The organism is Dyella ginsengisoli LA-4 (assembly GCF_000334915.1).
Classification (GTDB): domain Bacteria; phylum Pseudomonadota; class Gammaproteobacteria; order Xanthomonadales; family Rhodanobacteraceae; genus Dyella_A; species Dyella_A ginsengisoli_A.
Map to the genome: position 1 here is coordinate 147,955 of NZ_AMSF01000033.1, position 23,276 is coordinate 171,230.

Below are 23,276 nucleotides of genomic sequence, written 5' to 3' on the forward strand. Positions count from 1 at the left end.
CGCCCGCCGTCGGCGTCAGACCGTCTCGCGCCAGTGCAGCCCCAGCGGCAGTTCCGGCGGACCGAACAGGAGATGCAGCACCCGCCGCGCACTGAAGCCGCTCGCCCTGGACGAGGCGTGCAGCAGCAGCGGCCGCATCACCCAGGCATCACCGGTCTCCGCAATGCACTCGCGCATCGCACCGTGATCGCCCGACGACACAGGCCGGGCGACGATGCCCTGGTGATGCGAGCCGGCGGCCACCCGCAGCGGCCCGTCCTCCGGCCCGCAATCGTCGAGATGCAGGCGCACCGCGACCATGGACTCAAGGACATCCTGCGGCGCCTGCACGAACCAGGCGCCCTCCTTGTTCGACCAGCCGCGCAGACCGCCGGCAGCGACGCGTTCCCGCACCGGGATCGACACGTCCTGGTGCAAGGCCACCAGCCAGTTGTGCTCGACCGACTTGCGAAAAAAAGTGCACTGGACGGCCACTGCAGCAGGTGGCATCAAGGGGGCAATCGCCGGATGCAGACGCACCTCGTGCGCGATCTGGGCCACCCCGGGAAGCGACAACGCCTGGCGCGAGCCCACCCCGGCGGAGGCATCGTCGAACCAACGCGAGGTGCGCCAGCAGGTTTCACGATCGAGCACCGAACGCACCTTCAGGCAACCATCGGCATCGAAGGCGCCGACCGCCGACTGTATGCCCTCGGCCAACGCCTCCGATGCCGTGGCCGAGTCGCTCACGCGGAAACCACCGTATCGCTGCGCAACAGCGCGTAGGCATCGCGGGCATCCTCGTCCACCCGCACCACGGCCCGCTCAAGGGGGTGGACGTTGCTGCCCCGGCGCTTCACGCCCGAGACCCAGAACTCCTCACCGGTGGCCTCGTCGATGTAGTTGCCACGATGCCCATGCCCACCGAACGGGAGCAGCACGCGACCGCGGTAGCACACCGACCGGCCGCTGCGGGAAAACGTCACCCAGCCAATGCGGGCCGGCACCCCATCGATATGGCCGTCCTTGTTCTCGAGATACATCAACCGCTTCTTCAGGCCGCGGTTCAACTGGTTCTCCATAGGTCCTCCGGCTACAGCCCCAGCTCGCTCAGGCCCGGGTGATCGTCGGGGCGCCGGCCTTGGGGCCAGTGGTACTTGCGGTCGCTTTCGGCGATCGGCAGGTCGTTGATGCTGGCGATACGCAGGCGCATCAGGCCGTTCTCGTCGAACTCCCAGTTCTCGTTGCCGTAGGCGCGGTACCACTGGCCGCTGTCGTCGTGGAACTCGTAGGCGAAGCGCACCGCGATGCGGTTGTCTCGGAACGCCCACAGTTCCTTGATCAGCCGGTACTCCAGCTCGCGCTGCCACTTGCGGGTGAGGAAGGCTTCGATCTCCTCGCGCCCCTGGAGGAACTCGGCGCGGTTGCGCCAGCGGCTGTCCGGCGAGTAGGCCAGCGCCACCCTGGCCGGATCGCGGCCGTTCCAGGCATCCTCGGCCAGGCGCACCTTCTGCATCGCGGTCTCTTCGGTGAACGGGGGCAGCGGCGGACGTTGCATGGTGGATCTCCTGGGGGAAGAACTTCGCGAAAGTGTGCGCGTCCCGCCCCGCAGCCGCCACCCGTGCGGGCTAGACCTTGGTCGACGCCGCCTCGCCGGCCTGCCGACGGAACGCCGCCGGGCTGGTGCCATGCACCCGCTTGAACGCCTGCCCGAACGCGGCGCGCGACGCGTAGCCGCAGGCCTCGCCGATCAACTCGATCGGCCGCGGTGTCTCGTGCAGCAAGCGTGCGGCCAGATCCATGCGCAGCGCGGTCACCACATCCATCGGCGTCATCGCCGACAGTTCGGCAAAGTGCCGCGCAAAGCTCGCGCGCGACATGCGGCTGGCCTCGGCCAGCCGCTCCAGCGTCCACGGCTCAGCCGGCGCGGCGATCACCGCGGCCAGCGCCGGCGCTACGCGCGTGTCCGCCAGCAATGCGAGCAGCCCCTCGCGCACGGCGCCCTCGGCGATCAGGGTGCGTACCACCAGGGTGAACAGCGAGGCGGACAGGCTGGCGATGACGGCATCGCCGCCGGGCGAGGACTGCACGCTCTCGTGACGCATCATCCGCATCAGCGCGTGCAGGCCGGCGTAGTCGTCGCGGTCGCGTGTGGACAGATGCACCACCTCGGGCAACGCCTGCAGCAGCAGTGCATGGTGCTGGCCCAGCTCGAAGGTGCCACAGAGCACGTCGAACTCGCTGCGGGGTGCGTCGCTGGCTACCTCGACAATGCGCCCGAGCGGCCGACGCACCTCGTTGAAGGCGGCGGTGGCACCGTCGGCATGGCGCATGGTGTGCGCGCTGCCGCGCGGGAAAAGCACCAGATCGCCGGCGACGAACGGGCGCCGCTCGCGCCCGACCTCCAGCACGCCTTCGCCAGCCAGCACCACGTGGTAAGGCAATTGCCCCGGCGGCGCTGCCGGCTGCGGCACCGACCACTGCCCGGCGAACCGGCACAGCAGGTCCACCCGCCCGTGCAGACCCATCGATGTCACCAGCGCACTCAAACTGTCCATCGGCCACCCCGAGACGATCAAGACAAGGATCGAGACGCACGGAACACGCCGGCACACCCTCGATCCCTAGCATTTTCTCCACCGGCGGACGCCCACGGCAAACGCCATCATCCCCAAGGAGAGACCATCATGACCCGTCTGAACACCCCCGCGATCGACCAGGCCACCGGTCAGGCCGCCGAGCTGTTTGCCATCATCAAGCGGAATGTCGGCAAGGTGCCGAACCTTTACGCCACCATCGGCGGCAACACGCCGGACGTGCTGGCGCATGTGCTGTCCACCGGCGCCACGCTGGGACGGAGCACACTGTCGCGGCTGGAGCAGGAAGCCATCAACCTGGCGGTGAGCGAAGTCACCGGCTGTGACTACTGTGTCGCCGCCCACACCATGACCGGCAAGCTGGCCGGCTACAGCACCGAGCAGACGCGCGAACTGCGCGCCGGCGGCTTCGCCGGCGGCGCCCGCATCGATGCGCTGGTGAAGTTCGCGCTGGGGCTGGTGCAGCAGCGCGGCACACTGGAGTCCGGTGCGGTCGACGCGCTGAAGGAGGTCGGCTTCACCGATCGCCAGCTGATCGAGATTCCGCTGGTGGTGAGCGCGATCCTGTTCACCAACATGGTCAACCGCATCAACGACACCACGGTGGACTTCCCGAAGGCCGCATAAGTCAGCCGCGACAGACGAGGAACCCGGGCATCGAGCGATGCCCGGGTCTCGTTCGTTCAAGCCTTTCGCCTACAGCTGGCTCATGCCGCCATCGACGATGATCTCGCTGCCGACGATGAACGCCGACTCGGGCGAGGCCAGATGCAGCACGGTGGAGGCGATCTCCTGCGACGTACCGAAACGACCCAGCGGCACCTGCGCCTGGATCTGCGCGGCCGTGGCGTCCAGCGCGGCCTGGTCGAGCCCGAGCTTGCCGTACAGCGGCGTGGCCACCGGGCCCGGACTCACCACGTTGACGCGTGCGCCACGCGGCAGCAGCTCGGCCGACAGGGTCTTGGCCAGGGTGATCAGCGCGGCCTTGCTGGCGGCATACACCGACGAATTCGGCATGCCGATGTGCGCGTTGATCGAGCCGTTGATGACGACCGAGGCGCCCTCGTTGAACAGCGGCAGCAACGCCTGCAGCTGGAAGTAGGCGCCCTTCACGTTGATGTCGAAGGTCTGGTCCCACAGGGCCTCGTCGACGTCGGCGAAGGCGGCGAAGCGGGCGACGCCGGCATTGATGAACACCGCATCGAGCTTGATCGACTGCGCGGCCAGGTCGCTGGCCAGCTGCCGGGCCTGGGCCACCGAGCCGGCGTCGTTGCGCAGGGCGATGGCCTTGGGACCCAGTTCGGCAAGCGCCGAGGCCAGCGTGCCGCTGTCGCGGCCGGTGATGATCACGCGACCGCCTTCGGCGGCGAAGGCCTTGGCCGCAGCCAGGCCGATGCCGCTGCTGCCGCCGGTGACGAGGATGGATTTGTTGGCGAAACGGTTCATGTCGGACTCCTGATGTGAATGACGTTCGGGTTGGGGTTCGAACGTGAGCCCATGCTGCGCTGCCACCAGCGCCATGCCGTACCATCCCGTCGACGAACTCGTTCGAAGAGGTTGCACATGTTGACCGAGGACGAACTGGCCCTGCTGGAAGCCATCCGCGAGACCGGCAGCCTGTCCCGCGCTGCGGCGCGACTCGGACGCGCGCCGTCCACCATCTCGCACGCCGCACGGCAGCTGGAGGCACGCTTCGACGCCCTGCTGTTCGACCGCCGCCGCTACCGCCTGCAGCTCACCCCGGCCGGCCAGCTGCTGGCCCAGGAAGCCGCACGGCTGATGCACGACGTGAACCGTCTCACCCGCCGCGTGAAGCAGGTCGCCGGCGGCTGGGAAGACCGGCTGCACATCGTCACCGACGAGCTGCTGGAGTTCGAGACACTGCTGCCGGTGATCCGCGCGTTCGACAAGCTGGATTCCGGCGTGAGCCTGCGCCTCACCCACGAAGTGCTTGGCGGCACCTGGGAGGCACTGCGGGAAGGACGCGCCGACCTGGTGGTCGGCGCCACCAATGAACCACCCGCGATCCCGCAACTGCGCTGGTTCGAACTGGGCCACATGGAATGGGTGTTCGCGGTATCGCCGCGGCATCCGCTGGCGAAGGCGGGCGAACCGCTGACGCAGGACGTGGTCAGTGCGCATCGTTCGGTGGTGGTGGCGGACTCCTCGCGCGGCAGCAGCCGCGGCTACGGCGTGCTGGGTGGCCAGGCCACGCTGGCGGTGCCGACCATGCACGCCAAGATCCTCGCGCAGCGCGATGGCCTCGGCGTCGGCTGGTTGCCGCGCCATCGCGTCTCGGCGCTGCTCAAGAGCGGTGCACTGGTGGAAAAGACCATGGCCGACCCACGCGAACCCAACGTGCTGTTCGCCGCGTGGCGCGGCGACCATGACGGCCGCGCGCTGGCCTGGTGGCTGGAACAGATCCGCCAGCCGCGGTTGGCCAGGCGGTTGATCGATGGGGTGCCGATTGGCGGTTGAGGGCTGGTACGCCCCTTGTGGTTTCAATCAGGCGGCGCAACAGCTTGTTGCTTATCACATCGTTGAGGCTATTCGATGAAGAGCGTTTCGTCCTCCTACGGAGACCGAGTCACTTCTCTTTGTTTGGCCAAAGAGAAGTAACCAAGAGAAAGGCCACCCGGCCGCCGCTGCAGAGGGGCCCGGGAAGAGCAGCGCGCCTGCGGCGCGCACTTTTCAGAAGGGCAACAGCCGAAGCAAAAGCCAAAGCTAAAGCGACCGGTGCTGCGCGCCGCGCTTGGCTTTTGATCCGGCTCTTCTGAAGAGTGCGGGCCGACGCCCGCTGTGCTTGTGCTCTTCCGGGGCCCCTGTGCGGCGGTGAGTCGGGGACGATCAGGCCCGCAGGGGCATCGGCAGGGATGCCGATGCCTTTTCGTCAGGGCAGGAGGCCCTGTCGAAAAGCCCGGCCCCGACTCACGGACTTGCCGGGCCATCGGCCCGGCAAGCGCCAAGCGGGGTGGCCTTCTCTTTGGTTACTTTCTCTTGGCCACGCAAGAGAAAGTGACTCGGCCTCCGAAGGAGGGCGAAACGCCTTTGTCCGAACCGTCTCAGCTAAGCGACGAGCGACGCCCAAAGAGCAAAGAGCAAGATCAAAATGGATGACCGGCATTCGCCGTTGAAAGGCGCCTCCCGCTTTCGCGGGAACGACGGCGAGGCGAGATGGCCGCGCCACCATCAAACAATCGACCGCACCACCCCACCATCCACCCGCACCGCCGCACCGGTCGTCGCCGAAGCCTGCTCGGAGGCGAGGTACACCGACAGGTTGGCCACCTCGTCGACCGACGCCAGCCGCTTGATCAGCGAGCTCGGCCGATGCGTGGCGATGAACTCCTGCTCCACCTGCGCCTGCGGCACGCCGCGCTCGGCAGCGATCTTGCCGAAGAACTCGCCCACGCCCTCGGACAGGGTCGGGCCCGGCAGGATCGCGTTCACCGTGACGCCGGTGCCGGCCAGGGTCTCGGCCAGTCCGCGCGACACCGCCAGCTGCGCGGTCTTGCTCATGCCGTAGTGGACCATCTCGGCGGGAATCTGCACGCCCGACTCGCTCGACACGAACTGGATGCGGCCCCAGCCACGCTGCGCCATGCCCTGCGCGTAGTGGCGCGACAGGCGCACGCCGCTCATCACGTTGACCTCGAAGAAGCGCTGCCAGTCCTCGTCCGGAATATCGAAGAACGCCTTCGGCTCGAAGATGCCGAGGTTGTTGACCAGGATGTCTGCCTCGGGCATCACGGCGATCAGGTGGGCCGCGCCTTCGGGGGTACCGAGGTCGGCGGCGACACCGCTGAGCTTGGCGTCCGGCTGCGTCGCGCGGATGGCGGAGAGCGCCTCGTCGACACGTGCCTGCGTGCGGCCGGTGATGACGACGTGGGCGCCGGTGCCGGCCAGGCCCTTGGCGATGGCCAGGCCGATGCCGGCGGTGGAGCCGGTGACGATGGCCGTACGGGAGGACAGGTCGATGTGCATGAGGGAGCTCCGGTCGGGGAGGAGAAGCAGGTGCGGGTCAACCGGTCATCGCGGTCGCCGGGATCACGGGCGGAAAATGTCGACGTGGGTGCCCTGCCGGCGCTTTCAAGCGAGTGGCGGCACATCCGTCCGTTGCTCTATGCTCGCGCCCCGGCGTCGCAAGCCGCCTCCGGGTCCGCGGAAAGGGTTCAACCCACTTGTCGAACGCTTGCCACCATCGACCTTTGTGCAGCCGGGATTGCGGACCTTCGGCATTCATTGCATGGAGGTTGTCATGAATACCCTGCCCGACCGTCCGCACCTGGACCATCTGAAGAAGCAGGCCAAGAGCCTGCTCGACGGCATCCGCCGCGGCGATCCCGACGCGCTCGAGCGCATCCGCCTCGCGCTGCCAGCCGCCGCCCGGCTCGACCACGCCGCCATCGCCGTGATGGGCCTGCGCCTGCACGATGCGCAGTCCTGCCTTGCACGCGAGTACGGCTTCGATTCGTGGTCGCAACTGAAGGACTATGTGGCCCTGCAGGCCGTCTCGGCCGACGCCGCCACCCGCAAGCGCCAATGGCGACAGTGGGCCTTTGGCCACGGCTACCAGGAGGCCAAACCCGCACTGGCCGAGCGCCTGCTGCGCGAACACCCGAACCTGCTGGACGGCGAGCCCGCGCTCGCCTGCGCCATTGGCGACGTCGCCACAGTACAAGCCACGATCGCCGCCGATCCTGCCTGGGTCAACCGACCGCACGCCGATAGCGGCATGCCGCCGCTGGCCTGTGCCAGCTTCTCCGGCCTGATCGCTCTGCCCGCCTACGCGCCGGGCATCCGCGCCTGTGCCGACCTGCTGCTCGCCGCCGGCGCCAACCCGGATGCGCGCTGGACCGATCCGGAGCTGCAGGACGATCCGCTCAGCGTCCTGTACGGCGCCGCCGGTCGCAATCACGACGCCGCGCTCACCCGGCGACTGCTGCAGGCGGGCTCCGATCCCAACGACAACGAATCGCTCTACCACGCCACCGAGATCGCCGACGCCACCATCGTCCGCCTGCTGCTCGACGCCGGTGCGCGCGTTGTCGGCTGCAACGCACTGTTCCGCGCGCTCGACTACGAACGCCCGGACACGGTGCGCCTGCTGCTCGCCCGCGGCGGAGATCCGAACGAACCCGGCCCCAGCGGCTTTCCGCTGCTGCATGCGATCCGTCGCCGCCGCTCGCCCGCGATCATCGGCCTGCTGCTCGACGCCGGCGCCGATCCGTCGGTGCGCAACGGCCACGGCACCTCGGCGTACCGCATGGCGCGCTGCTTCGGCCTGACCGAGGTGGCCGAGCAGTTGGTACGAGCAGGTGCGGTTCCCGACGACCGGCCGGGCGACGCCTTCCTCAACGCCTGCGCACGCGGCGACCGCGCCGGCGTCCAGGCGATGCTGGCCGACGATCCCGAGCTCATCGGCAAGCTCTCGCCCGCCGCGCTGCGCCTGCTGCCGGAACTGGCTTCCGCCAACGCCGAGGAGGCCGTGCGCACGATGGTGGAAGCGGGCTGGCCGATCGCCACGCGCGGCGGCGACATCGACGGCAGCGCGCTGAACTGGGCCGTGTTCCGCGGCAACGCGTCGCTCGCCCGTTTCCTGCTCGCCCACGGCGCGCGCTACGACGAGCGCCACGGCTTCAAGGACAACGTCTACGGCACGCTCAGCTTCGCCTCCATCGCCGAGACCACGCCCGGCGGCGACTGGCTGGCCTGCGCGAAAGCGCTGATCGACGCCGGCTCGCCATTGCCGGCTGAGCACTACGTGTTTCCCGAGGACATCGCGGCGTATTTCGACGAGCTCCGCCATCGCAGCCCCTGAGCACGGCCCACCTGCATCGCCGGCGCTGGGCTCCCCGCGCCGGCGATGCAGGCTCCGTTCAATAGGCCATGCGGGCATCGGCGGGGCGCAGCGTGGCGTGGCTTCCCTCGCTATCGAGCAGGTGATCCCAGACCCGTTCGATATCGCCATCGGCCAGCACCTGGTAGGCCGAGCGGCCGGAGAATACGCGCTGGGGCATCGACATCCATCGCGCTGCCCGGCGGCGCTCGCCGCTGTGCTGCAGCGCCATCGCGGCGAGTTCCGGGTCCTGCGCCTCCAGCGCGGCGAAGGCATCGAGCATCGCCGCCTCGCGCGCGGCCTCAAGGCGATTGAGCTCGGCGACGATGGCGAAGAAGCGGGATGGCCTGGCCATGGAGGCTCCTTGACGACGCGCTCAGTCGCGCTCACCGCTGCGGATCGATTGCAGGAAGGCGACCACGACTGGCGCGCGCCCCATCCCGACCAGTTGCCCGGCGGTGAGGTAGCCGAGTTCGGCGATGCATTCGTGGCGATACCAGGCCAGCATCCGCTCCGGTTCCGGCTCGATCCTGGCGGCCGCGTGCAGCACCGCCAGCGCCGAGGGAATGACCCGGGGGAGCGCGGTGTAGCCGTGCTCGCCCGGCGGCGCGATCGGTTCGCCGCAGGGGTCCACGGCATAGGCCTCGAACAGCAGCTCGCGCAGCGCGCAGACGGGGGGGCGGGACGAATCGGGTGGATGACCGGCATGACGGGTGCCTCGCGACCGACGACCGCTACACCCTAGTGCCCGCACCCGCCGCATGACTTGTCCAATAGTGCCCCGGCTTGCCCGTTACGCGCTGCGCGGCTCAGCCCAGACGCTCGCGTGCCGCGTCGATCAGTACACGCAGCTTGGGCGCTTCGGACGCACGCCGCGGGAAGTACAGGAACAGCCCCGGCTCCGGCATCGCCGCCTTCGGCAGCACCTGTACCAGTCGACCGGCGCGCAGGTGCCCCGCGACCAGCGGCTCGAACAGGTAGGCGATGCCCACCCCGGCCAGCGCCAGGTCGATGGCGAACAGCGAATCGGACACGCGCGCCGTGCCGCGCACCGCCACCGTCACGTCCTTGCCGCGCTCGCGCAGCTCCCAGGCGTAGGTGCCGCCGGTGCTGGCCTGGCGATAATTGATGCAGTTGTGCGCCCGCAGGTCGGCCACGCGCGCGGGCGTGCCGTATGCGGCGAGGTAGCCCGGCGCCGCCACCATGATCGCCCTCACCGGCGGAGTGAGCCGCACCGCCACCATGTCCTCGGCCACCATCTCGCCCAGCCGCACGCCAGCGTCGTAGCCCTGCGCGACGATGTCGGTGAGCGCGTCGTCGCAGGTCACGTCGACGACCAGGTCCGGGTGGCGCGTGGCCAGCGTTGCGACCAGCCCGGTCAGCGCCATCGGCAACGCCACGCGCGGCGCGTTGATGCGCAACGTGCCACTGACCACCCCCTTGAGCGCACGCGTCGCCTCGGTGGCCTCGGCCAGTTGCTGGAGCGCCGGCAAGGCGCGGGCAAAGAAATCCTCGCCCGCTTCGGTGAGCGCCACGCTGCGCGTGGTGCGCGCGAACAGCGGCGACTTCAGCCGGTCCTCGACCAGCCGTACGGCGTGGCTCACCGCCGACGGGCTCATGCCGAGCTCCGCCGCGGCCGCGGCGAAGCTGCGCCGCCGCGCCACGGCAGCGACCACCGGCAGATGGGTCAGAACATCTCGATCCATTGCTGCACGATATCGAATAACCCATGCGGAAAAAACAGGATTATCAAACAGTACCCCGGCGCGCATCGTGTCTCCCGAAGGCGCCATCCCGGTGCCGCATCAGGAGCATTCCCATGGCAACGTCCCAGGTCTGGTTCATCACCGGCGCATCCAGCGGCTTCGGCGAGGCCTTCGCCCAGTACGCGCTGGCGCAGGGCCACCGCGTGGTCGCCACCGCGCGCGACACCGGCAAGCTCGCCGGCCTGGCGGCGCTGTCACCCGAGCGCGTGCTGGTGCAGCCGCTCGACGTCACCCGCGACGGCGATGCCGAAGCCGCCGTGGCGGCCGCGGTCGCCTGCTTCGGGCGGATCGACGTACTGGTCAACAACGCCGGCTACGGCATCGTCGGCGCGGTGGAGGAGACGCCGGACGGCGAACTGCGGGCGCAAATGGACACCAATTTCTTCGGCGCCGCGGCGGTGATCCGCGCCGTCCTGCCGCAACTGCGCAGCCAGGGGGCGGGCGCCATCGTCAACATCTCCAGCATGGGCGGGCAGCTGTCCTTCGCCGGCTTCGGCGCCTACTCGGCGAGCAAGTTTGCGCTGGAAGGCCTGTCCGAGGCACTGGCCGCCGAGGTCGCGCCGTTCGGCATCAGGGTGCTGATCGTCGAGCCGGGCGCGTTCCGCACCAACCTCGCCGGCACGGCGATGAAACACATGCCCGAGCTGGACGCCTACCGCGACACCGTCGGCGCCACGCGTACCTTCGCCCATGCCATGCATGCCACCCAGGCCGGCGATCCGGCGAAGGCTGCCGCAGCGATCGACCAGGCGCTGCGCGCCGAACACACGCCGCTGCGCCTCCAGCTGGGCCAGGATGCCCACGACGCAGTGCGCGCACACGCCGAGCAGATGCTGCGCGAGCTCGCGGCGTGGGCGCCAGTCGGTACGGCGACGGCGTTCGACGACGCAGCTTGAACACGACGCCAGGCACATGACCTCCGCCACATCCGGCCATCGGACCGGCGGGCCTACGCTGACAGGTATTCGGAACCTCCGACCCTGCCGCAGGACGCCGCCATGCCCCACCCGCCACGCCCCCCGCTGCACGACCCGCCGACGAGCCCGCGCCTGAAGCTCGCCGGCCTGTGGGCCTCGCTGATGTTCTGCTACGTCTACGGCGATTATTTCGGCCTGTACGTGCCGGGCAAGCTCGGCGGGATGCTGGCGGGCCGGATGGAACCGCTCGGCGCAGTCACCCAGGGCGTGCTGCTGGGCACCTCGGCGATGATGGCGATCCCGGCCCTGATGGTCTGCGCGGCGCTGCTGCTGCCGGCGGCCGTGGCGCGATGGGCGAGCGTGCTGTTCGGGCTGGCCTACGCCGCGATCATGCTGCTGACGATGCCCGGCGCCTGGCGGTTCTACCTGTTCTTCGGCGTGATCGAAGTGCTGCTCTCGCTGGGCATCGTGTGGGTGGCGTGGTGCTGGCCACGACGCGCCCCCGCGGCGGCCTGATCGCCTTCTTCGTGCCTCGGAGCCCCCGCATGGTCATGGATGAAAGCCCCCGGTCCACCCGCCGACTGGCCCGCATGGCCGGGGCGGCCTACCTGGTCAACGTGCTCGCCGGCATCTTCAGCCTGATGGTCGTGCCGTCGATCACCGGCGGCCACGGCGATCCGGCAGCCACCGTGCAGAACATCCTGGCGCACGAGACGCTGTACCGCGCCGGCATTGCCGTCGCCCTGTTCTGCTACGTCGAGTTCCTGCTGCTGCCGCTGCTGCTGTACCGGTTGCTCGGTGCGGTGAACCGGAATGCCGCCGCGCTGATGGTGGTGCTGGCGCTGGTGAGCGTGCCGCTGTCGATCGCCTCGCTGACGCACAAGCTCGATGTGCTCGCCCTGCTCGGCCATGCGGCCTGGCTGCACGCGTTCGATGCCGGGCAGTTGCAGGCACAGGTGTTGCTGCAGTTGTCGGGCTATGCCAACGCGCTGCTGATCGCACAGATCTTCTGGGGGCTATGGCTGATCCCGTTCGGCTGGCTGGTAGTGCGCTCGGGACAGCTCCCCCGTGTGCTCGGCTACCTGCTGATACTGGGCGGCCTGTCCTACGTCGCGGACTTCGCCGGGCAGGTGCTCGTCGCTGGCTACAACGACATGGACTTCGCCGGCTATGTCACGCTGCCGGCCGCGCTGGGCGAGATCGGCACCTGCCTGTGGTTGCTGGTGATCGGTGCGAAGGTGCCACGCCAGCCGGCCTGACGACACGTCTGCCCGAAAAAGCCACCATCCGGTCCGGCCGGCTCCACGGAATGGGCGCATGCTGCGCCTTTCCGTCCTGTCCGGTACATGCCTGATGACACTGCCACGCCTGGCCCTGTTCGCCCTCCTTGCCCTGTGGGGCATGGCCGCCCATGCCACCGTCTGGCAGCCGGGACACGGGCTGAAGCAGCAGCCGGTCTGGCCCGGCACTCCCCCGGGAGCGCAGGCGCTGCCCGGGCCCGAGTCGGTGAGCGCGGTGACCACCGAGCGGGTGGCGGGCAAGCCGTGGCAAGCGATCCACAACGTGTCCCGGCCGACCTACACCGTGTACCCGCCGAAGGGGAAGAACACTGGCGCTGCCGTGGTGGTGTTCCCCGGCGGCGGCTTCGAGATCCTGGCGATCGACCTGGAAGGCTCCGAGGTCTGCGACTGGCTCGCAGCGCGCGGCATCACATGCGTGCTGCTGAAGTACCGGGTGCCGGGCCTTCCGTACGACTGGCACTGCGACTGCCGCGCGCACAACTTCGCGATCCCGGTGCCGGCCCTGCAGGACGCGCAGCGCACGATCCGGCTGGTGCGCCAGCAGGCGTCGGCCTGGCACATCGACCCGCACCGGATCGGCGTACTCGGCTTCTCCGCCGGCGGATACCTGGTGGCGCAGGCCAGCACGAACTACGACCTGCCGGTTTACAAGCCGGTCGACGCTGCCGACCGGCTCAGTGCACGCCCTGACTTCGCCGTCGCGGTCTACCCCGGTCACCTCGCCGCCCCGGAAGGCTTCAACCGCAACGTCCCCGTGAACAGGCGCACTCCACCGACCTTCATCGTGATGGCCGAGGACGATCACGTCGACGGCGTGGAGCAGGCACAGGCCTACTACAACGCGTTGAAGGAAGCCGACGTGCCGGTGGAGATGCACCTGTATGCGCACGGCGGCCACGCCTTCGGCCTGCGACCGACCAAGCTGCCGATCACCCACTGGCCAGCGTTGGTGGAGACGTGGCTGGTGACCGAGGGTGTGCTGTCGCCCTGATCATCTGCCGCCATCCGATACCCGAACCCGCCACGACCGAGGTCGACAGGATGAAAACCCCGGCGCTGCTGCTGTCCGCCCTGCTCGCTCTCGTCGGCGCCGCCCTCCATGCGACCACCTGGCAGCCAGGCCCCGGACTGGAACAAGTACCGATCTGGCCGGGCGACGTGCCCGATGCCCTGCCCCACCCGCCGCCCGAATCGGTCGGCTCGGACTGGCCGAAGGTCAGCCACGTCAGCGTACCGACGATGACGCGCTATCCGCCAAAAGGACACAACACCGGCGCGGCGGTCGTGGTGTTTCCCGGCGGCGGCTACCAGATCCTGGCGATGGACCTTGAAGGCACCGAGATCTGCGACTGGCTGACCTCGCGTGGCATCACCTGCATCCTGCTGAAATACCGCGTGCCGAATTCCGGCCCCACCTGGGTCGACAACCACCGCTACTACCCGAAGGTGCAGACGGCGCTGCAGGACGCCCAACGCACCATCGGCCTGGTACGCGAGCATGCGGCCGGGTGGGGGGTCGACCCGCACAAGGTCGGCGTCATCGGCTTCTCCGCCGGTGGCCACCTGGTGGCGGCGGTCAGCGCGCACTTCCAGCACCGCACCTACACGCCGGTGGACGCCGCCGACCGGCTCTCCAGTCGCCCCGACTTCGCCATGGCGATCTATCCCGGCCATCTGTGGGTGCACGAGGACGAGGACCACGCCACCCGCAACGAGAACGACCTCGGCCTGCGCCCGGACATCCACCCCACCGCCGATACGCCGCCGACCTTCATCGCGATGGCGGAGGACGACCATGTGGATGGCGTCGAACAGGCGCTGGCCTACTACGTCGCCCTGCACAAGGCCGGCGTACCGACCGAGATGCACCTGTACGCGCAAGGCGGCCACGCGTTCGGCCTGCGCAAGCCCAACCTGCCGGTCGGGCGATGGCCGGAGCTGGCAGAGCGGTGGCTGCGCGCGATCGGGGTGCTTTCGCACTGAAGACGGCGCCGTGTGGAGCTACGCCGCGGCGCCGGCCAGGCCGGGTTCGTCAGGGTTGTTCCGGCACCCGCACATAGATGGACTCGATGCGGTCCGACTCGTCGTAGAGGCGCAGCGTGTCGTGCTTCAGCCCGAGGACGCGGAACCGTAGCGTGCCGACCCCATCATCCGGCGATTCGACGATCAGCCTGCAGTCGACCAACTTCCAGCTCGCGCCGGTGATGTCGGGCCTCTGATGCAGCCATGAATCGAGCACGTGCCTGCCCGCCTCGACCTGCAGGGAAAACTCTTCGAAGAAGCCCGCGTCGCCACGCTGCTGCCACGCACCCGTCAGCGCCTGTTCCGCAGCGGGGCAAGCCTTGGCTGCATGCGCCGGGCCAAGCACACCGACAACATCAGGACGGCAACGATCGGCTTCATGACTCGCATCACCTCGATTGGGCCGCGCAGCGGCTCCGGCGGGGCGGAAAAGCAGTGCAGCTTCACCATTCGCACAGAGAATAGCCGGGGCAAGCGGCGATCGACCCGGTCGGATCACCGCCACCGGAACGACCGCCCTGCCGGAAGAGTAGGCTAGGACGTTGCCGCGACCGGCGGCGACCGCCATCCATCCTGTCGACAAGGAGGAGCCCGCCATGCAACCGCAGGACAAGGAACGCGCCATCGCGCTGCTCAACCGCATTCTCGAACTGGAACTGGCCGGCGTGGTGCGCTACACGCACTACGCGCTGATGATCTACGGCTACAACCGCATCCCGATCGTCAGCTGGCTGTCCGGCCAGGCCGACGAGAGCCTGCTGCATGCGCGGCGTGCCGGCGAGCTGATCACCCAGTTCGGCGGCCATCCGTCGCTGGGCATCGGGCCGCTGCTGGAGACCCACCAGCACGACATCGGGCCGATCCTGCGCGAGTCGCTGGAGCACGAGAAGCTGGCACTGGCGGCCTACTACGAACTGCTGGAACTGGTGGCTGGCAAGTCGGTGCTGCTGGAGGAATACGCGCGCGAACTGATCGCCGCCGAGGAACTGCACGCCGGTGAGGTCAACAAGATGCTGCGCAAGCCCGGCGATATCGCCGAATTCACCGGCTGACGGTCGCGTCGCCGTCGCCCCTGCGTCCGCGGCGACGGCGATCGGGCCGCCAGGCGGCGGGGCGGAAACGGGAGTCGCGCCCCCGGCCCGCAAGCGAAGCGGATCGGGGGCAAGGAACGCGATCGTCGCTAGAACGAGAACCGCGCCGACATACCCGCACCATAGTCGGGGCTGCCGTCCGCAAACCCGCCCAGCACGTATCCACGCAACCCCCAGTGCTCGCTGACCTTGTGGTTGAAGTAGAGCGATGCTTCGCGGCGCGCGTAGGCGGTGTCGGCAGCGCGCTCCTGGTAGAACAGATACAGCCCCGCGCTGTCGCCCTGGCCAAACGCATGGTCGATCCCTGCATTGGCGCTCCAGACATTGTTCAACCGGATGTAGCTGGAGCTGCCGAAGTCGGTATAGGCCACGCCGCCGAAGGCCGTCCATGCCGCGCCCAGTGTCTTGTAGATGTCGACGGCACCGGTGTAGTCGCTCTTGCCCGTTCCCAGTCCCTTGTCCGCGCTGGCCGTGCCGAACTTGATCCTGCCGGTGAGATCCAGGCCGAAACCCGCATCCTGGTTCTCGATGGCATGGTAGGTCGCCTGTGCAACCACGTCGCCGATGCCCGACGCCGATCCCGAGACCGTCGTGGAGGGCGTGACGCCCCCACTGCCGCCACGGCCGCGACCGCGCCCCTGCGGATTGGAGTTGCTGACGACGCCGATGCCCGGAATGACGTTCGCGGGACCCGAGACGTGCAGATACGGCACCGTGAGGCTGGCCGACCATGCACTGCCCTTGTAACCGACGCTCAGCGGGACATCCCAGATGTCCGTGCGGGTATCCAGCCCGTACTTGCCGCTGCTGTAGTCCGCACCGATGCTGACATAGGGGCTGCCTTCATCGGCCGCGCTCGCCAGCGGAGCCGCGCCGGCCAGCAGGCCGGCGATGAGAGCCAGAGGGATTGCCTTGCCGTATTTCATGACGGAAGTCCTTCTTCTTATGGATAGATGAGCGGGGCATGTAGCTGCGTGCCTCCATGGCGCGGCTCGCGCAGGACGAACTCGTGCATGGGGAAACCCGCGTGAGGTTAGTGATCGGCGAACACGTGCCTTTGATCGATATCAAGATGCGCGGATGCCGGCTTCCTAGACTTCCGTTGCCGCGACATGTCGCGGACATCCACCTGACCCACCGAGGATCGTCACCATGCGCATCTCCACCATGTCCGTCCTGGGCGCCTCGCTCGCCCTGGCCCTGGCCTCTTCCGCCGTCGTGGCCCAGAACAGGGGCGGCAACGCACCCCGCGCCCCGCAGCCGACGACCGCTCCCCGGGGCGACCAGCTGCACACGCAGGACCGCCTGAAGGATCAGGACAAGCTTCATGACATGGACAAGCTGAAAGACCAGGACCGCCTGAAGGACCAGGACAAGCTGCACGACCAGGACAAGCTCAAGGACCAGGATCGCCTGAAGGATGAGGACAAGGACCAGCTGAAGGATCAGGACAAGGACCAGCTCAACGACCAGGACAAGCTGAAGGACCAGGACCGCCTGCACGATCAGGACGGCCAGTCGATCTGAACGATCGACGCACGGGTCGGAGTGGCGGCTTCCGCAGCACGTCCGAAAGGCGGAATGCCGCACTCCCTCCGGACCCCGCGCTGCGCCCAGTGCATCTGGCGGGATGAGTCGCGGGCCGAACCGTGCCGGACCGCGAATCCGGAGGCCCATCGAACCGATGAAGCCCGCCCGGCCTGCGAAGCGGGCAAAGCCGGACAGATCCGTTTTCGCGCGTGACGCGTAATGCGCCCATGCGCCGCAAGCCTGATCTCCCAAGCAAGACCTGCCCCGTCTGCCAGCGCCCGTTCGCATGGCGCAGGAAGTGGGCGCGCGTGTGGGACGAAGTGCGCTACTGCAGCGAGCGCTGCCGTCGACATCGCAGCGCCGCAGATCGCGCTTCCGAGGCGCTCCGTTGAGCTGCCTTCGGCTGATTCTCGGCGACCAGCTCAATGCGCGGCACAGCTGGTTCCGCACCGTGGACGACGACGTCGTCTACGTGCTGATGGAAGTGCGTGGCGAGACCGACTACGTGCGCCATCACGCGCAGAAGGTGCTGGGTATCTTCGCGGCGATGCGCCGGTTCGGTGAGGCGCTGGCGAAGGCGGGGCACCGGGTCGAGTACCTGCGCATCGGCGACACCCGCAACCGCCAGGACCTGGCCGGGAATATCCCGTGGCTGGTCGGGCAGTTCGCGGCGACGCGGCTGGAACGGATGGAAGCGGACGAGTGGCGGGTGGAGCAGGCACTGGATCAGGCGTTCGCCGCCAGCGGCCTGCCACACGCCGTGGTGAGCGCCGAGCACTTCCTGCTGGAGCGCGCCGACGCGGTGAAGCGCATGGAAAAGAAAGTGCCACGGATGGAGTTCTTTTACCGCGAGCTGCGCCGGCGCGACGGCATCCTGCTGGAGCCGGACGGCTCGCCGCGCGGCGGGCGCTGGAACTACGATGCGGAGAACCGCGAGAAGTGGCCGGGCGATCCGCCGGCGCCGGCGTGGCCCTGGCACAGGCACGACCTGGGCGCGCTGTGGGAAGAGATCGTTGCAGCCGGCGTGCAGACGATGGGCGAGCCGTCGGCCGAAGCCTTCGGCTGGCCGCTGAGCCGGCGCGAGGCGCAGGCGTGGCTGCGCGATTTCGTGGAGCACCGCCTGCCCCATTTCGGCCGCTTCCAGGACGCGATCAGCGGGGCCTCGCCGACGCTGTTCCACGCGGGCCTCTCCTTCGCCCTGAACCTGAAGATGCTGCATCCGCGCGAGGTGATCGACGCGGCGCTGGAGGCGTTCGAGCGCGGGGAGGTGGAGCTGGCCGCGACCGAGGGCTTCGTGCGGCAGATCCTCGGCTGGCGCGAGTTCGTCCGCGCGATCTACTGGGCGCGCATGCCGGGCTATGCCACGCTCAACGCGCTGGGCGCGGAACGCCCGCTGCCGCGCTGGTACTGGGATGCCGACACGAAGATGGCCTGCCTGCGCGGGGCGATCGGCCAGTCGCTCGAGCTAGGTTACGCGCACCACATCCAGCGGCTGATGGTCACCGGAAACTTCGCCCTGCTCGCCGGCTGCGATCCGGACGAGGTGGACCGCTGGTACCTGGGCATCTACGTCGACGCCTTCGAATGGGTGGAACTGCCGAACACCCGCGGCATGAGCCAGTTCGCCGACGGCGGCGTGCTGGGCAGCAAGCCGTACAGCGGCTCGGCTGCCTACGTGAACCGGCAGTCGGACCACTGCAAGGGCTGCCACTACCGCCACACACTGCGCCACGGCGAGCGCGCCTGCCCGCTCAACAGCCTGTACTGGCACTTCCACGCGCGCCATCGCGAGCGCTTCGCGCGCAATCCGCGGCTGGCGATGGCGTACCGCAGCTGGGAGCGGATGGACGCCGACGAGCGCGCGGCCACACTGGCGCAGGCCGAAACCTACCTGGCCGATCTCGACGCCCTGTAGGCGGGCCGCGGGGCTACTTCGCGGCGCGCAGGCTGGAGCGGCGCACGGTGAGCTTCACCGGCAGGATGGTGCTCTCCACCTTTTCGCCGCGGATCATCCGCAGCAGGGCGTCGACCAGCATCTCGCCGGCCTGGCGGGTGTCCTGCTGCACGGTGGTCAGTGCCGGATTGACGAAGCGCGCCATCGGGATGTCGTCGTAGCCGGCCACGGCCACGTCCTCGGGCACCTTCAGCCCGTGCTCGTCCAACGCACGCAGGGCGCCGAAGGCGATCAGGTCGCTGGCGGCAAACACGGCGTCGAACGGCACGCCGCTTGCGATCAGCTGCCGGGTGGCTTCGTAGCCGGACTGCTCGGTGGTCTCCGCGTCCACCTGCAGCGCCGGATCGACCTCGAGGCCGGCCTCGTCCAATGCCTCGGCAAAGCCAAGGTAGCGATCCTGGAATTCCGGGAAATGGTTCGACGCGTCGCCGATGAACGCGATATTGCGGCAGCCCTGGGCGAGCAGATGCTCGCCGATCGCGCGGCCGCCGTGGTGGTTGTCGCAGCCGATCGACACGTCCGGCTGGTCCGGCAGCACCGCGCCCCAGCGCACCGACTTGGTGCCCTGCGCGGCCAGCGCGGCGAGGCGGTCGCGGTAGGCCAGGTAATCGCCGTAGCCGAGCAGGATGATGCCGTCGGCCTTCTTGCTGTCGGCGTAGTCGGCGTGCCAGTCGCGCGAAAACTGCTGGAACGAGATCAGCAGGTCGTAGCCCTGCTGCGCGCACGCGCGGGTGATCGAGCCGAGCATCGAAAGAAAAAACGGATTGATGTGCGAATCGTCGGCCGTCGGGTCCTCGAAGATCAGCAGCGCCAACGTGCCCGAGTGCTGCGTGCGCAGGTTCGAGGCGTTCTTGTCGACCTTGTAGTTGAGCTGCTTGACCGCTGCCTCCACGCGCCGCCGGGTTTCCTCGTTGACCAGCGGGCTGCCGCGCAGGGCGCGCGAGACGGTTGCCTGGGAGACACCGGCCAGGTAGGCGATGTCGAGCGAGGTGATTTTTCCCTTCGTCGCCACGTTGGATTCGCGTTCGCTCTGGATTGGAATGGCCACTCGGGGCGGGGCCGGACGCGGAGCAATCCTAGCGGGTTTGCCGCGCAAGGTCGTGCCGCACTGCGGGGCTGCGGGACGTGTCGCCGATCACATCCCTGAACGCCCCATTCAAAGGGTAGCGAACGGATAACGCCGTGGTCACAGACCGCTGCTTAGATTGCGCCGCCCCACCCCCACGGAGTGACCGTCGTGCTCGCGCAGTATGTGTACCCCTCGCTGCTTGGCCTGTTCCGCATCATCCGCCACGGACGGCGCTGGCGTGCGCTGCGCGAATGCGAGGAAGTGGGGCGGTTCGAGTGCGAGCAGGGGGCGCTGGCCGCGCTGCGCGAGGCCTATCCGCACGCCCGGCTCCCGGCGCGACTGGAGCGCTGGCGCTTCCTGCCGCAAATGGCGCTGGTGCACGCGCGCGCCACCGACGAAGACGAGGTGCACTGGCCGATGCAGGCCTGAGGCCGCTCATTCAGCCGCGTTGATCACCGCCAGGAAATCGCGCCCGTAGCGCTTGAGCTTGGCCTCGCCGACGCCGCTGATCGAGGCCAGCTCATCCTCGTTGCTGGGCATCGCCCGCAGCATCGCCAGCAACGTGGCATCGTGGAATACCACGTATGGCGGCACGCCGTGCTGCTTGGCCAGCTGCGAGCGGGTGGCGCGCAGCGCGTCCCACAGCGGCTGCTCGTAGGCCTCGATGCCGATGCTGGCGCCGGTCACCAGCTGGCTGTCGCGGCGACGCCGCGCGCTGCGCACCGGACGCGCGTCCTCGCGTAGCAGCACCCGCTCGCCCCCGGTGAGCACGCCGCGGCTGGCTGCTGTAAGGCGAAGCGTGCCGTAGCCTTCCGGATCGGTGGCCAGCAGGCCGGCGGCGAGCAGCTGGCGGAACACCGAGCGCCAGGCCTTTTCGTCCATGTCGGCGCCGACGCCGAAGGTGGTGAGCTTGTCGTGGCCGAGCTGCCCCACGCGCTCGCTGTCGATGCCGCGCAGGATGTCGATGACGTGGCCGGAGCCGTAGCGCTGCCCACTGCGGTACACCGCCGACAGCGCCTTCTGGGCCGGTACGGTGGCGTCCCAGGTCTTCGGCGGGGACACGCAGTTGTCGCAGTGGCCACACGGCCCTTCGTAGGTCTCGCCGAACGCGCCGAGCAGGATCTCTCGCCGGCAGCGGGTGGCCTCGGCGTACGCCAGCAGCGATTCCAGCTTCTGACGCTCGATCCGCTTGCGCTCGTCGGCCGATTCGGACTGGGCGATCATCTGGCTCATCGTCACCACGTCGGCCAGGCCGTAGATCATCCATGCCTCGGCCGGCAGCCCGTCGCGGCCGGCGCGGCCGGTTTCCTGGTAGTAGCCCTCCATCGATCGCGGCAGGTCCAGGTGCGCCACGAAGCGCACGTCGGGCTTGTCGATACCCATGCCGAAGGCGACCGTGGCCACCATCACCACGCCCTCCTCGCGCAGGAAGCGCTGCTGGTTGCGCGCGCGGTCGGCCGACTCCATGCCGGCGTGGTAGGGCAAGGCCTCGAAGCCGGCGTCGGCCAGCCAGCTGGCGGTCTCGTCCACCTTGCGGCGGCTGAGGCAGTAGACGATGCCGGACTCGCCGCGGTGACCGTCGAGGAACTGCATCAGCTGCGTGCGCGGGTTGTGCTTCAGGCTGACGCGGTAGCCGATGTTCGGCCGGTCGAAACTGGAGACGAACGGGCGCGCGTCCTGCAGCGCCAGGCGCTCGACGATCTCCTCGCGGGTGCGCGGGTCGGCAGTGGCGGTCAGCGCGATGCGCGGTACCTGCGGGAACCGTTCGTGCAGCACCGCCAGTTCACGGTATTCCGGGCGGAAGTCGTGCCCCCACTGCGACACGCAGTGCGCCTCGTCGATAGCGAACAGGGCGACCTCGGTGCGCTCCAGCAGGCCGAGCAGGCGCGGCGTGAGCAGGCGCTCCGGCGCCACGTAGAGCAGGTCGAGCTCGCCGGCCATCAGCTGGCGCTCCACCTCGCGCTGCGCTTCGCCGTCGAGGCTGGAGTTGAGGTAGGCCGCCGCCACGCCAGCCCCGTGCAGGGCGTCGACCTGGTCCTGCATCAGCGCGATCAGCGGCGACACCACCACGCCGGTGCCCTGCCGCACGATGGCGGGAATCTGGTAGCACAGCGACTTGCCGCCGCCGGTGGGCATGAGGACCAGGGCGTCGCCGCCCTCGATCACCTGCTCGACGATGGCCTGCTGGTGGCCGCGGAAACTGGCGTAGCCGAAGACGGACTGGAGGACGTGAAGCGGGGAGGCGGGCATCCGCACGATGTTAGCAAACAGGGCAAGCCCGGCTGCCGGATCCGGCCCCGTCGCCGCATCGGCATCCGGCGCGTTCAGCCGCCGGGCATGCCCCACAGCACATGGTCGATGTCGGCGTCCAGACCGAAGCGCGACAGCGGTACGCGGCCATTGACCACCTCCACGCCCTCCGCCTTCAGCCGCCGCGACTGCTCGCGGAAGCCCCGGCTGCCCGGCGGCATGGCGATGTGGCCACTGGCGCGCAGCACGCGGAACCAGGGCAGTTCGACGTCGTCCGGCACCTCGCCAAGCAACCGTCCGACCAGCCGCGCCCGCCCCGGAAGGCCTGCGCGGGCGGCAATGGCGCCGTAGCTGGCCACGCGTCCGGGCGGGATCGCCGCGATCGCGCTGTAGATGCGCTGCTGGGCGTCGGTCAGGGGCTCACGCGACGTGATCATGGCGGTCGTGTCACAGTAGAAGGAGATCAAGACTGCCACGGAAGCCTCCGCCATGCGTCACTTCGAAGCCGTCCGCTCGCACCTCGGTGCAAGGCACACGCTGCGCAACAACGACCCCTACCTGATCAGCTTCGATCTATCGGTCGCCCCCGGCCGCCACCAGGGCATCTACCTGGCCGAGCTGGAAGACGAAGCGGACCTCCGCTTCCTCCGCATTTCCACGCCGATCGGCCCGCTGTCAGGCATCGACGCCCAGCGCGCACTGCGCTTCAACTGGGAGCAGCGCACCGGCTTCCTCGCCGTCGCCGACCTGGATGGTTCGCCGTACCTGCACCTGTGCGAGAACCGGCCTTACGACCTGCTCGACGCTGCGGAACTGGAGCGGGTGATCCTGGAGCTGGGTACGCTGGGCGACCAGCTCGAAAGGGCCATCGCCGCCGAAGGCGACAGCCTCTGACCGGCCCCGCCCGGAACGAAAAGGGCCGGGCCGCCTCACGGCGCCCGGCCCCCGAAACGCTCGACCA

At 68.9% G+C, this 23,276-nt stretch carries 28 protein-coding genes; 14 read left to right on the forward strand and 14 right to left on the reverse strand.

Annotated features, from left to right (window positions below; translation table 11 throughout):
• Positions 1–15 precede the first annotated feature (15 nt).
• From C693_RS0109830 to C693_RS0109845, 4 genes are all read right to left on the reverse strand, one after another.
• On the reverse strand, positions 16–729 hold the full coding sequence (locus tag C693_RS0109830; RefSeq protein ID WP_017462100.1) for a phytanoyl-CoA dioxygenase family protein: 714 nt from the start codon (positions 727–729) through the stop codon (positions 16–18).
• Positions 726–1,061: a hypothetical protein gene (locus tag C693_RS0109835; protein ID WP_017462101.1), complete on the reverse strand. Its 336-nt coding sequence runs from the start codon at positions 1,059–1,061 to the stop codon at positions 726–728. Before C693_RS0109835 ends, C693_RS0109830 begins: the two co-directional genes overlap by 4 nt.
• A gap of 11 nt (positions 1,062–1,072) precedes the next feature.
• On the reverse strand, positions 1,073–1,537 hold the full coding sequence (locus tag C693_RS0109840) for a DUF1348 family protein (protein WP_017462102.1): 465 nt from the start codon (positions 1,535–1,537) through the stop codon (positions 1,073–1,075).
• Between the two features lie 70 nt (positions 1,538–1,607).
• Complete coding sequence (locus C693_RS0109845; RefSeq protein ID WP_017462103.1) at positions 1,608–2,537, reverse strand: AraC family transcriptional regulator; 930 nt, start codon at positions 2,535–2,537, stop codon at positions 1,608–1,610.
• 129 nt (positions 2,538–2,666) lie between these two features.
• Here C693_RS0109845 and C693_RS0109850 point away from each other — a divergent pair, with 129 nt between their 5' ends.
• Positions 2,667–3,203, forward strand: coding sequence for a carboxymuconolactone decarboxylase family protein (locus tag C693_RS0109850; RefSeq protein WP_017462104.1), 537 nt, complete (start codon positions 2,667–2,669; stop codon positions 3,201–3,203).
• Between the two features lie 69 nt (positions 3,204–3,272).
• On the opposite strand, the gene C693_RS0109855 is transcribed toward C693_RS0109850, so the two are convergent.
• Complete coding sequence (locus C693_RS0109855; protein ID WP_017462105.1) at positions 3,273–4,022, reverse strand: SDR family oxidoreductase; 750 nt, start codon at positions 4,020–4,022, stop codon at positions 3,273–3,275.
• A gap of 117 nt (positions 4,023–4,139) precedes the next feature.
• Here C693_RS0109855 and C693_RS0109860 point away from each other — a divergent pair, with 117 nt between their 5' ends.
• Positions 4,140–5,054: a LysR family transcriptional regulator gene (locus tag C693_RS0109860; RefSeq protein ID WP_017462106.1), complete on the forward strand. Its 915-nt coding sequence runs from the start codon at positions 4,140–4,142 to the stop codon at positions 5,052–5,054.
• A 711-nt stretch (positions 5,055–5,765) separates the two neighbouring features.
• On the opposite strand, the gene C693_RS0109865 is transcribed toward C693_RS0109860, so the two are convergent.
• Complete coding sequence (locus C693_RS0109865) at positions 5,766–6,560, reverse strand: SDR family NAD(P)-dependent oxidoreductase (RefSeq protein ID WP_017462107.1); 795 nt, start codon at positions 6,558–6,560, stop codon at positions 5,766–5,768.
• Positions 6,561–6,834: 274 nt separating this feature from the next.
• Here C693_RS0109865 and C693_RS21495 point away from each other — a divergent pair, with 274 nt between their 5' ends.
• A complete protein-coding gene (locus C693_RS21495; RefSeq protein WP_017462108.1) occupies positions 6,835–8,397 on the forward strand; it encodes an ankyrin repeat domain-containing protein in 1,563 nt (520 codons plus the stop codon).
• Between the two features lie 58 nt (positions 8,398–8,455).
• On the opposite strand, the gene C693_RS21500 is transcribed toward C693_RS21495, so the two are convergent.
• The 3 genes from C693_RS21500 to C693_RS0109885 all read right to left on the reverse strand — a co-directional run bounded on the left by C693_RS21500 (position 8,456) and on the right by C693_RS0109885 (position 10,121).
• On the reverse strand, positions 8,456–8,770 hold the full coding sequence (locus C693_RS21500) for an antitoxin Xre/MbcA/ParS toxin-binding domain-containing protein (protein ID WP_017462109.1): 315 nt from the start codon (positions 8,768–8,770) through the stop codon (positions 8,456–8,458).
• Positions 8,771–8,791: 21 nt separating this feature from the next.
• Positions 8,792–9,049 (reverse strand): hypothetical protein, encoded by a 258-nt coding sequence (locus C693_RS0109880; protein ID WP_017462110.1) that lies wholly within the window; start codon positions 9,047–9,049, stop codon positions 8,792–8,794.
• A 175-nt stretch (positions 9,050–9,224) separates the two neighbouring features.
• On the reverse strand, positions 9,225–10,121 hold the full coding sequence (locus C693_RS0109885; protein ID WP_017462111.1) for a LysR family transcriptional regulator: 897 nt from the start codon (positions 10,119–10,121) through the stop codon (positions 9,225–9,227).
• Between the two features lie 113 nt (positions 10,122–10,234).
• On the opposite strand from C693_RS0109885, the gene C693_RS0109890 reads away from it, so the two are divergent.
• The 5 genes from C693_RS0109890 (at position 10,235) to C693_RS0109910 (ending at position 14,382) form a co-directional block, all read left to right on the forward strand.
• A complete protein-coding gene (locus C693_RS0109890) occupies positions 10,235–11,077 on the forward strand; it encodes an oxidoreductase (RefSeq protein ID WP_017462112.1) in 843 nt (280 codons plus the stop codon).
• 102 nt (positions 11,078–11,179) lie between these two features.
• Positions 11,180–11,614, forward strand: a complete 435-nt coding sequence (locus C693_RS0109895; RefSeq protein ID WP_017462113.1) for a DUF6326 family protein — start codon at positions 11,180–11,182, stop codon at positions 11,612–11,614.
• A 29-nt stretch (positions 11,615–11,643) separates the two neighbouring features.
• Positions 11,644–12,357: a DUF4386 domain-containing protein gene (locus C693_RS0109900; protein WP_241762656.1), complete on the forward strand. Its 714-nt coding sequence runs from the start codon at positions 11,644–11,646 to the stop codon at positions 12,355–12,357.
• Between the two features lie 94 nt (positions 12,358–12,451).
• Positions 12,452–13,390, forward strand: a complete 939-nt coding sequence (locus C693_RS0109905; protein ID WP_043598609.1) for an alpha/beta hydrolase — start codon at positions 12,452–12,454, stop codon at positions 13,388–13,390.
• Between the two features lie 68 nt (positions 13,391–13,458).
• Positions 13,459–14,382: an alpha/beta hydrolase gene (locus tag C693_RS0109910; RefSeq protein WP_198506859.1), complete on the forward strand. Its 924-nt coding sequence runs from the start codon at positions 13,459–13,461 to the stop codon at positions 14,380–14,382.
• Positions 14,383–14,431: 49 nt separating this feature from the next.
• On the opposite strand, the gene C693_RS23665 is transcribed toward C693_RS0109910, so the two are convergent.
• Positions 14,432–14,989: a hypothetical protein gene (locus tag C693_RS23665; RefSeq protein WP_157798589.1), complete on the reverse strand. Its 558-nt coding sequence runs from the start codon at positions 14,987–14,989 to the stop codon at positions 14,432–14,434.
• Positions 14,990–15,017: 28 nt separating this feature from the next.
• Here C693_RS23665 and C693_RS0109920 point away from each other — a divergent pair, with 28 nt between their 5' ends.
• Positions 15,018–15,473: a ferritin-like domain-containing protein gene (locus C693_RS0109920; protein WP_017462118.1), complete on the forward strand. Its 456-nt coding sequence runs from the start codon at positions 15,018–15,020 to the stop codon at positions 15,471–15,473.
• 128 nt (positions 15,474–15,601) lie between these two features.
• On the opposite strand, the gene C693_RS0109925 is transcribed toward C693_RS0109920, so the two are convergent.
• Positions 15,602–16,438 (reverse strand): transporter, encoded by an 837-nt coding sequence (locus tag C693_RS0109925; protein WP_017462119.1) that lies wholly within the window; start codon positions 16,436–16,438, stop codon positions 15,602–15,604.
• Positions 16,439–16,664: 226 nt separating this feature from the next.
• On the opposite strand from C693_RS0109925, the gene C693_RS23670 reads away from it, so the two are divergent.
• The 3 genes from C693_RS23670 (at position 16,665) to C693_RS0109935 (ending at position 18,957) form a co-directional block, all read left to right on the forward strand.
• Positions 16,665–17,039 (forward strand): hypothetical protein, encoded by a 375-nt coding sequence (locus tag C693_RS23670; protein ID WP_017462120.1) that lies wholly within the window; start codon positions 16,665–16,667, stop codon positions 17,037–17,039.
• A gap of 230 nt (positions 17,040–17,269) precedes the next feature.
• On the forward strand, positions 17,270–17,434 hold the full coding sequence (locus C693_RS23025; RefSeq protein ID WP_083868281.1) for a DUF2256 domain-containing protein: 165 nt from the start codon (positions 17,270–17,272) through the stop codon (positions 17,432–17,434).
• Positions 17,431–18,957 carry a cryptochrome/photolyase family protein gene (locus C693_RS0109935; protein ID WP_017462121.1) on the forward strand — a complete coding sequence of 509 codons (1,527 nt, stop codon included), beginning with the start codon at positions 17,431–17,433 and terminating at the stop codon, positions 18,955–18,957. The genes C693_RS23025 and C693_RS0109935 overlap by 4 nt, the downstream gene beginning before the upstream one ends.
• Before the next feature lie 13 nt (positions 18,958–18,970).
• On the opposite strand, the gene C693_RS0109940 is transcribed toward C693_RS0109935, so the two are convergent.
• On the reverse strand, positions 18,971–20,008 hold the full coding sequence (locus tag C693_RS0109940; protein ID WP_043598611.1) for a LacI family DNA-binding transcriptional regulator: 1,038 nt from the start codon (positions 20,006–20,008) through the stop codon (positions 18,971–18,973).
• A gap of 225 nt (positions 20,009–20,233) precedes the next feature.
• Between C693_RS0109940 and C693_RS0109945 the strand changes: the two genes are divergently transcribed.
• Positions 20,234–20,494 carry a hypothetical protein gene (locus C693_RS0109945; RefSeq protein WP_017462123.1) on the forward strand — a complete coding sequence of 87 codons (261 nt, stop codon included), beginning with the start codon at positions 20,234–20,236 and terminating at the stop codon, positions 20,492–20,494.
• Positions 20,495–20,500: 6 nt separating this feature from the next.
• Here the strand turns inward: C693_RS0109945 and recQ are convergent, their stop codons facing one another.
• Together recQ and C693_RS0109955 are read right to left on the reverse strand one after the other, a co-directional pair.
• Complete coding sequence (gene recQ, locus C693_RS0109950; protein ID WP_026107319.1) at positions 20,501–22,315, reverse strand: DNA helicase RecQ; 1,815 nt, start codon at positions 22,313–22,315, stop codon at positions 20,501–20,503.
• A 74-nt stretch (positions 22,316–22,389) separates the two neighbouring features.
• A complete protein-coding gene (locus C693_RS0109955) occupies positions 22,390–22,752 on the reverse strand; it encodes an MGMT family protein (RefSeq protein WP_430536803.1) in 363 nt (120 codons plus the stop codon).
• A gap of 52 nt (positions 22,753–22,804) precedes the next feature.
• On the opposite strand from C693_RS0109955, the gene C693_RS0109960 reads away from it, so the two are divergent.
• Positions 22,805–23,209 (forward strand): hypothetical protein, encoded by a 405-nt coding sequence (locus C693_RS0109960; RefSeq protein ID WP_017462126.1) that lies wholly within the window; start codon positions 22,805–22,807, stop codon positions 23,207–23,209.
• The last annotated feature ends 67 nt before the right edge of the window (positions 23,210–23,276 follow it).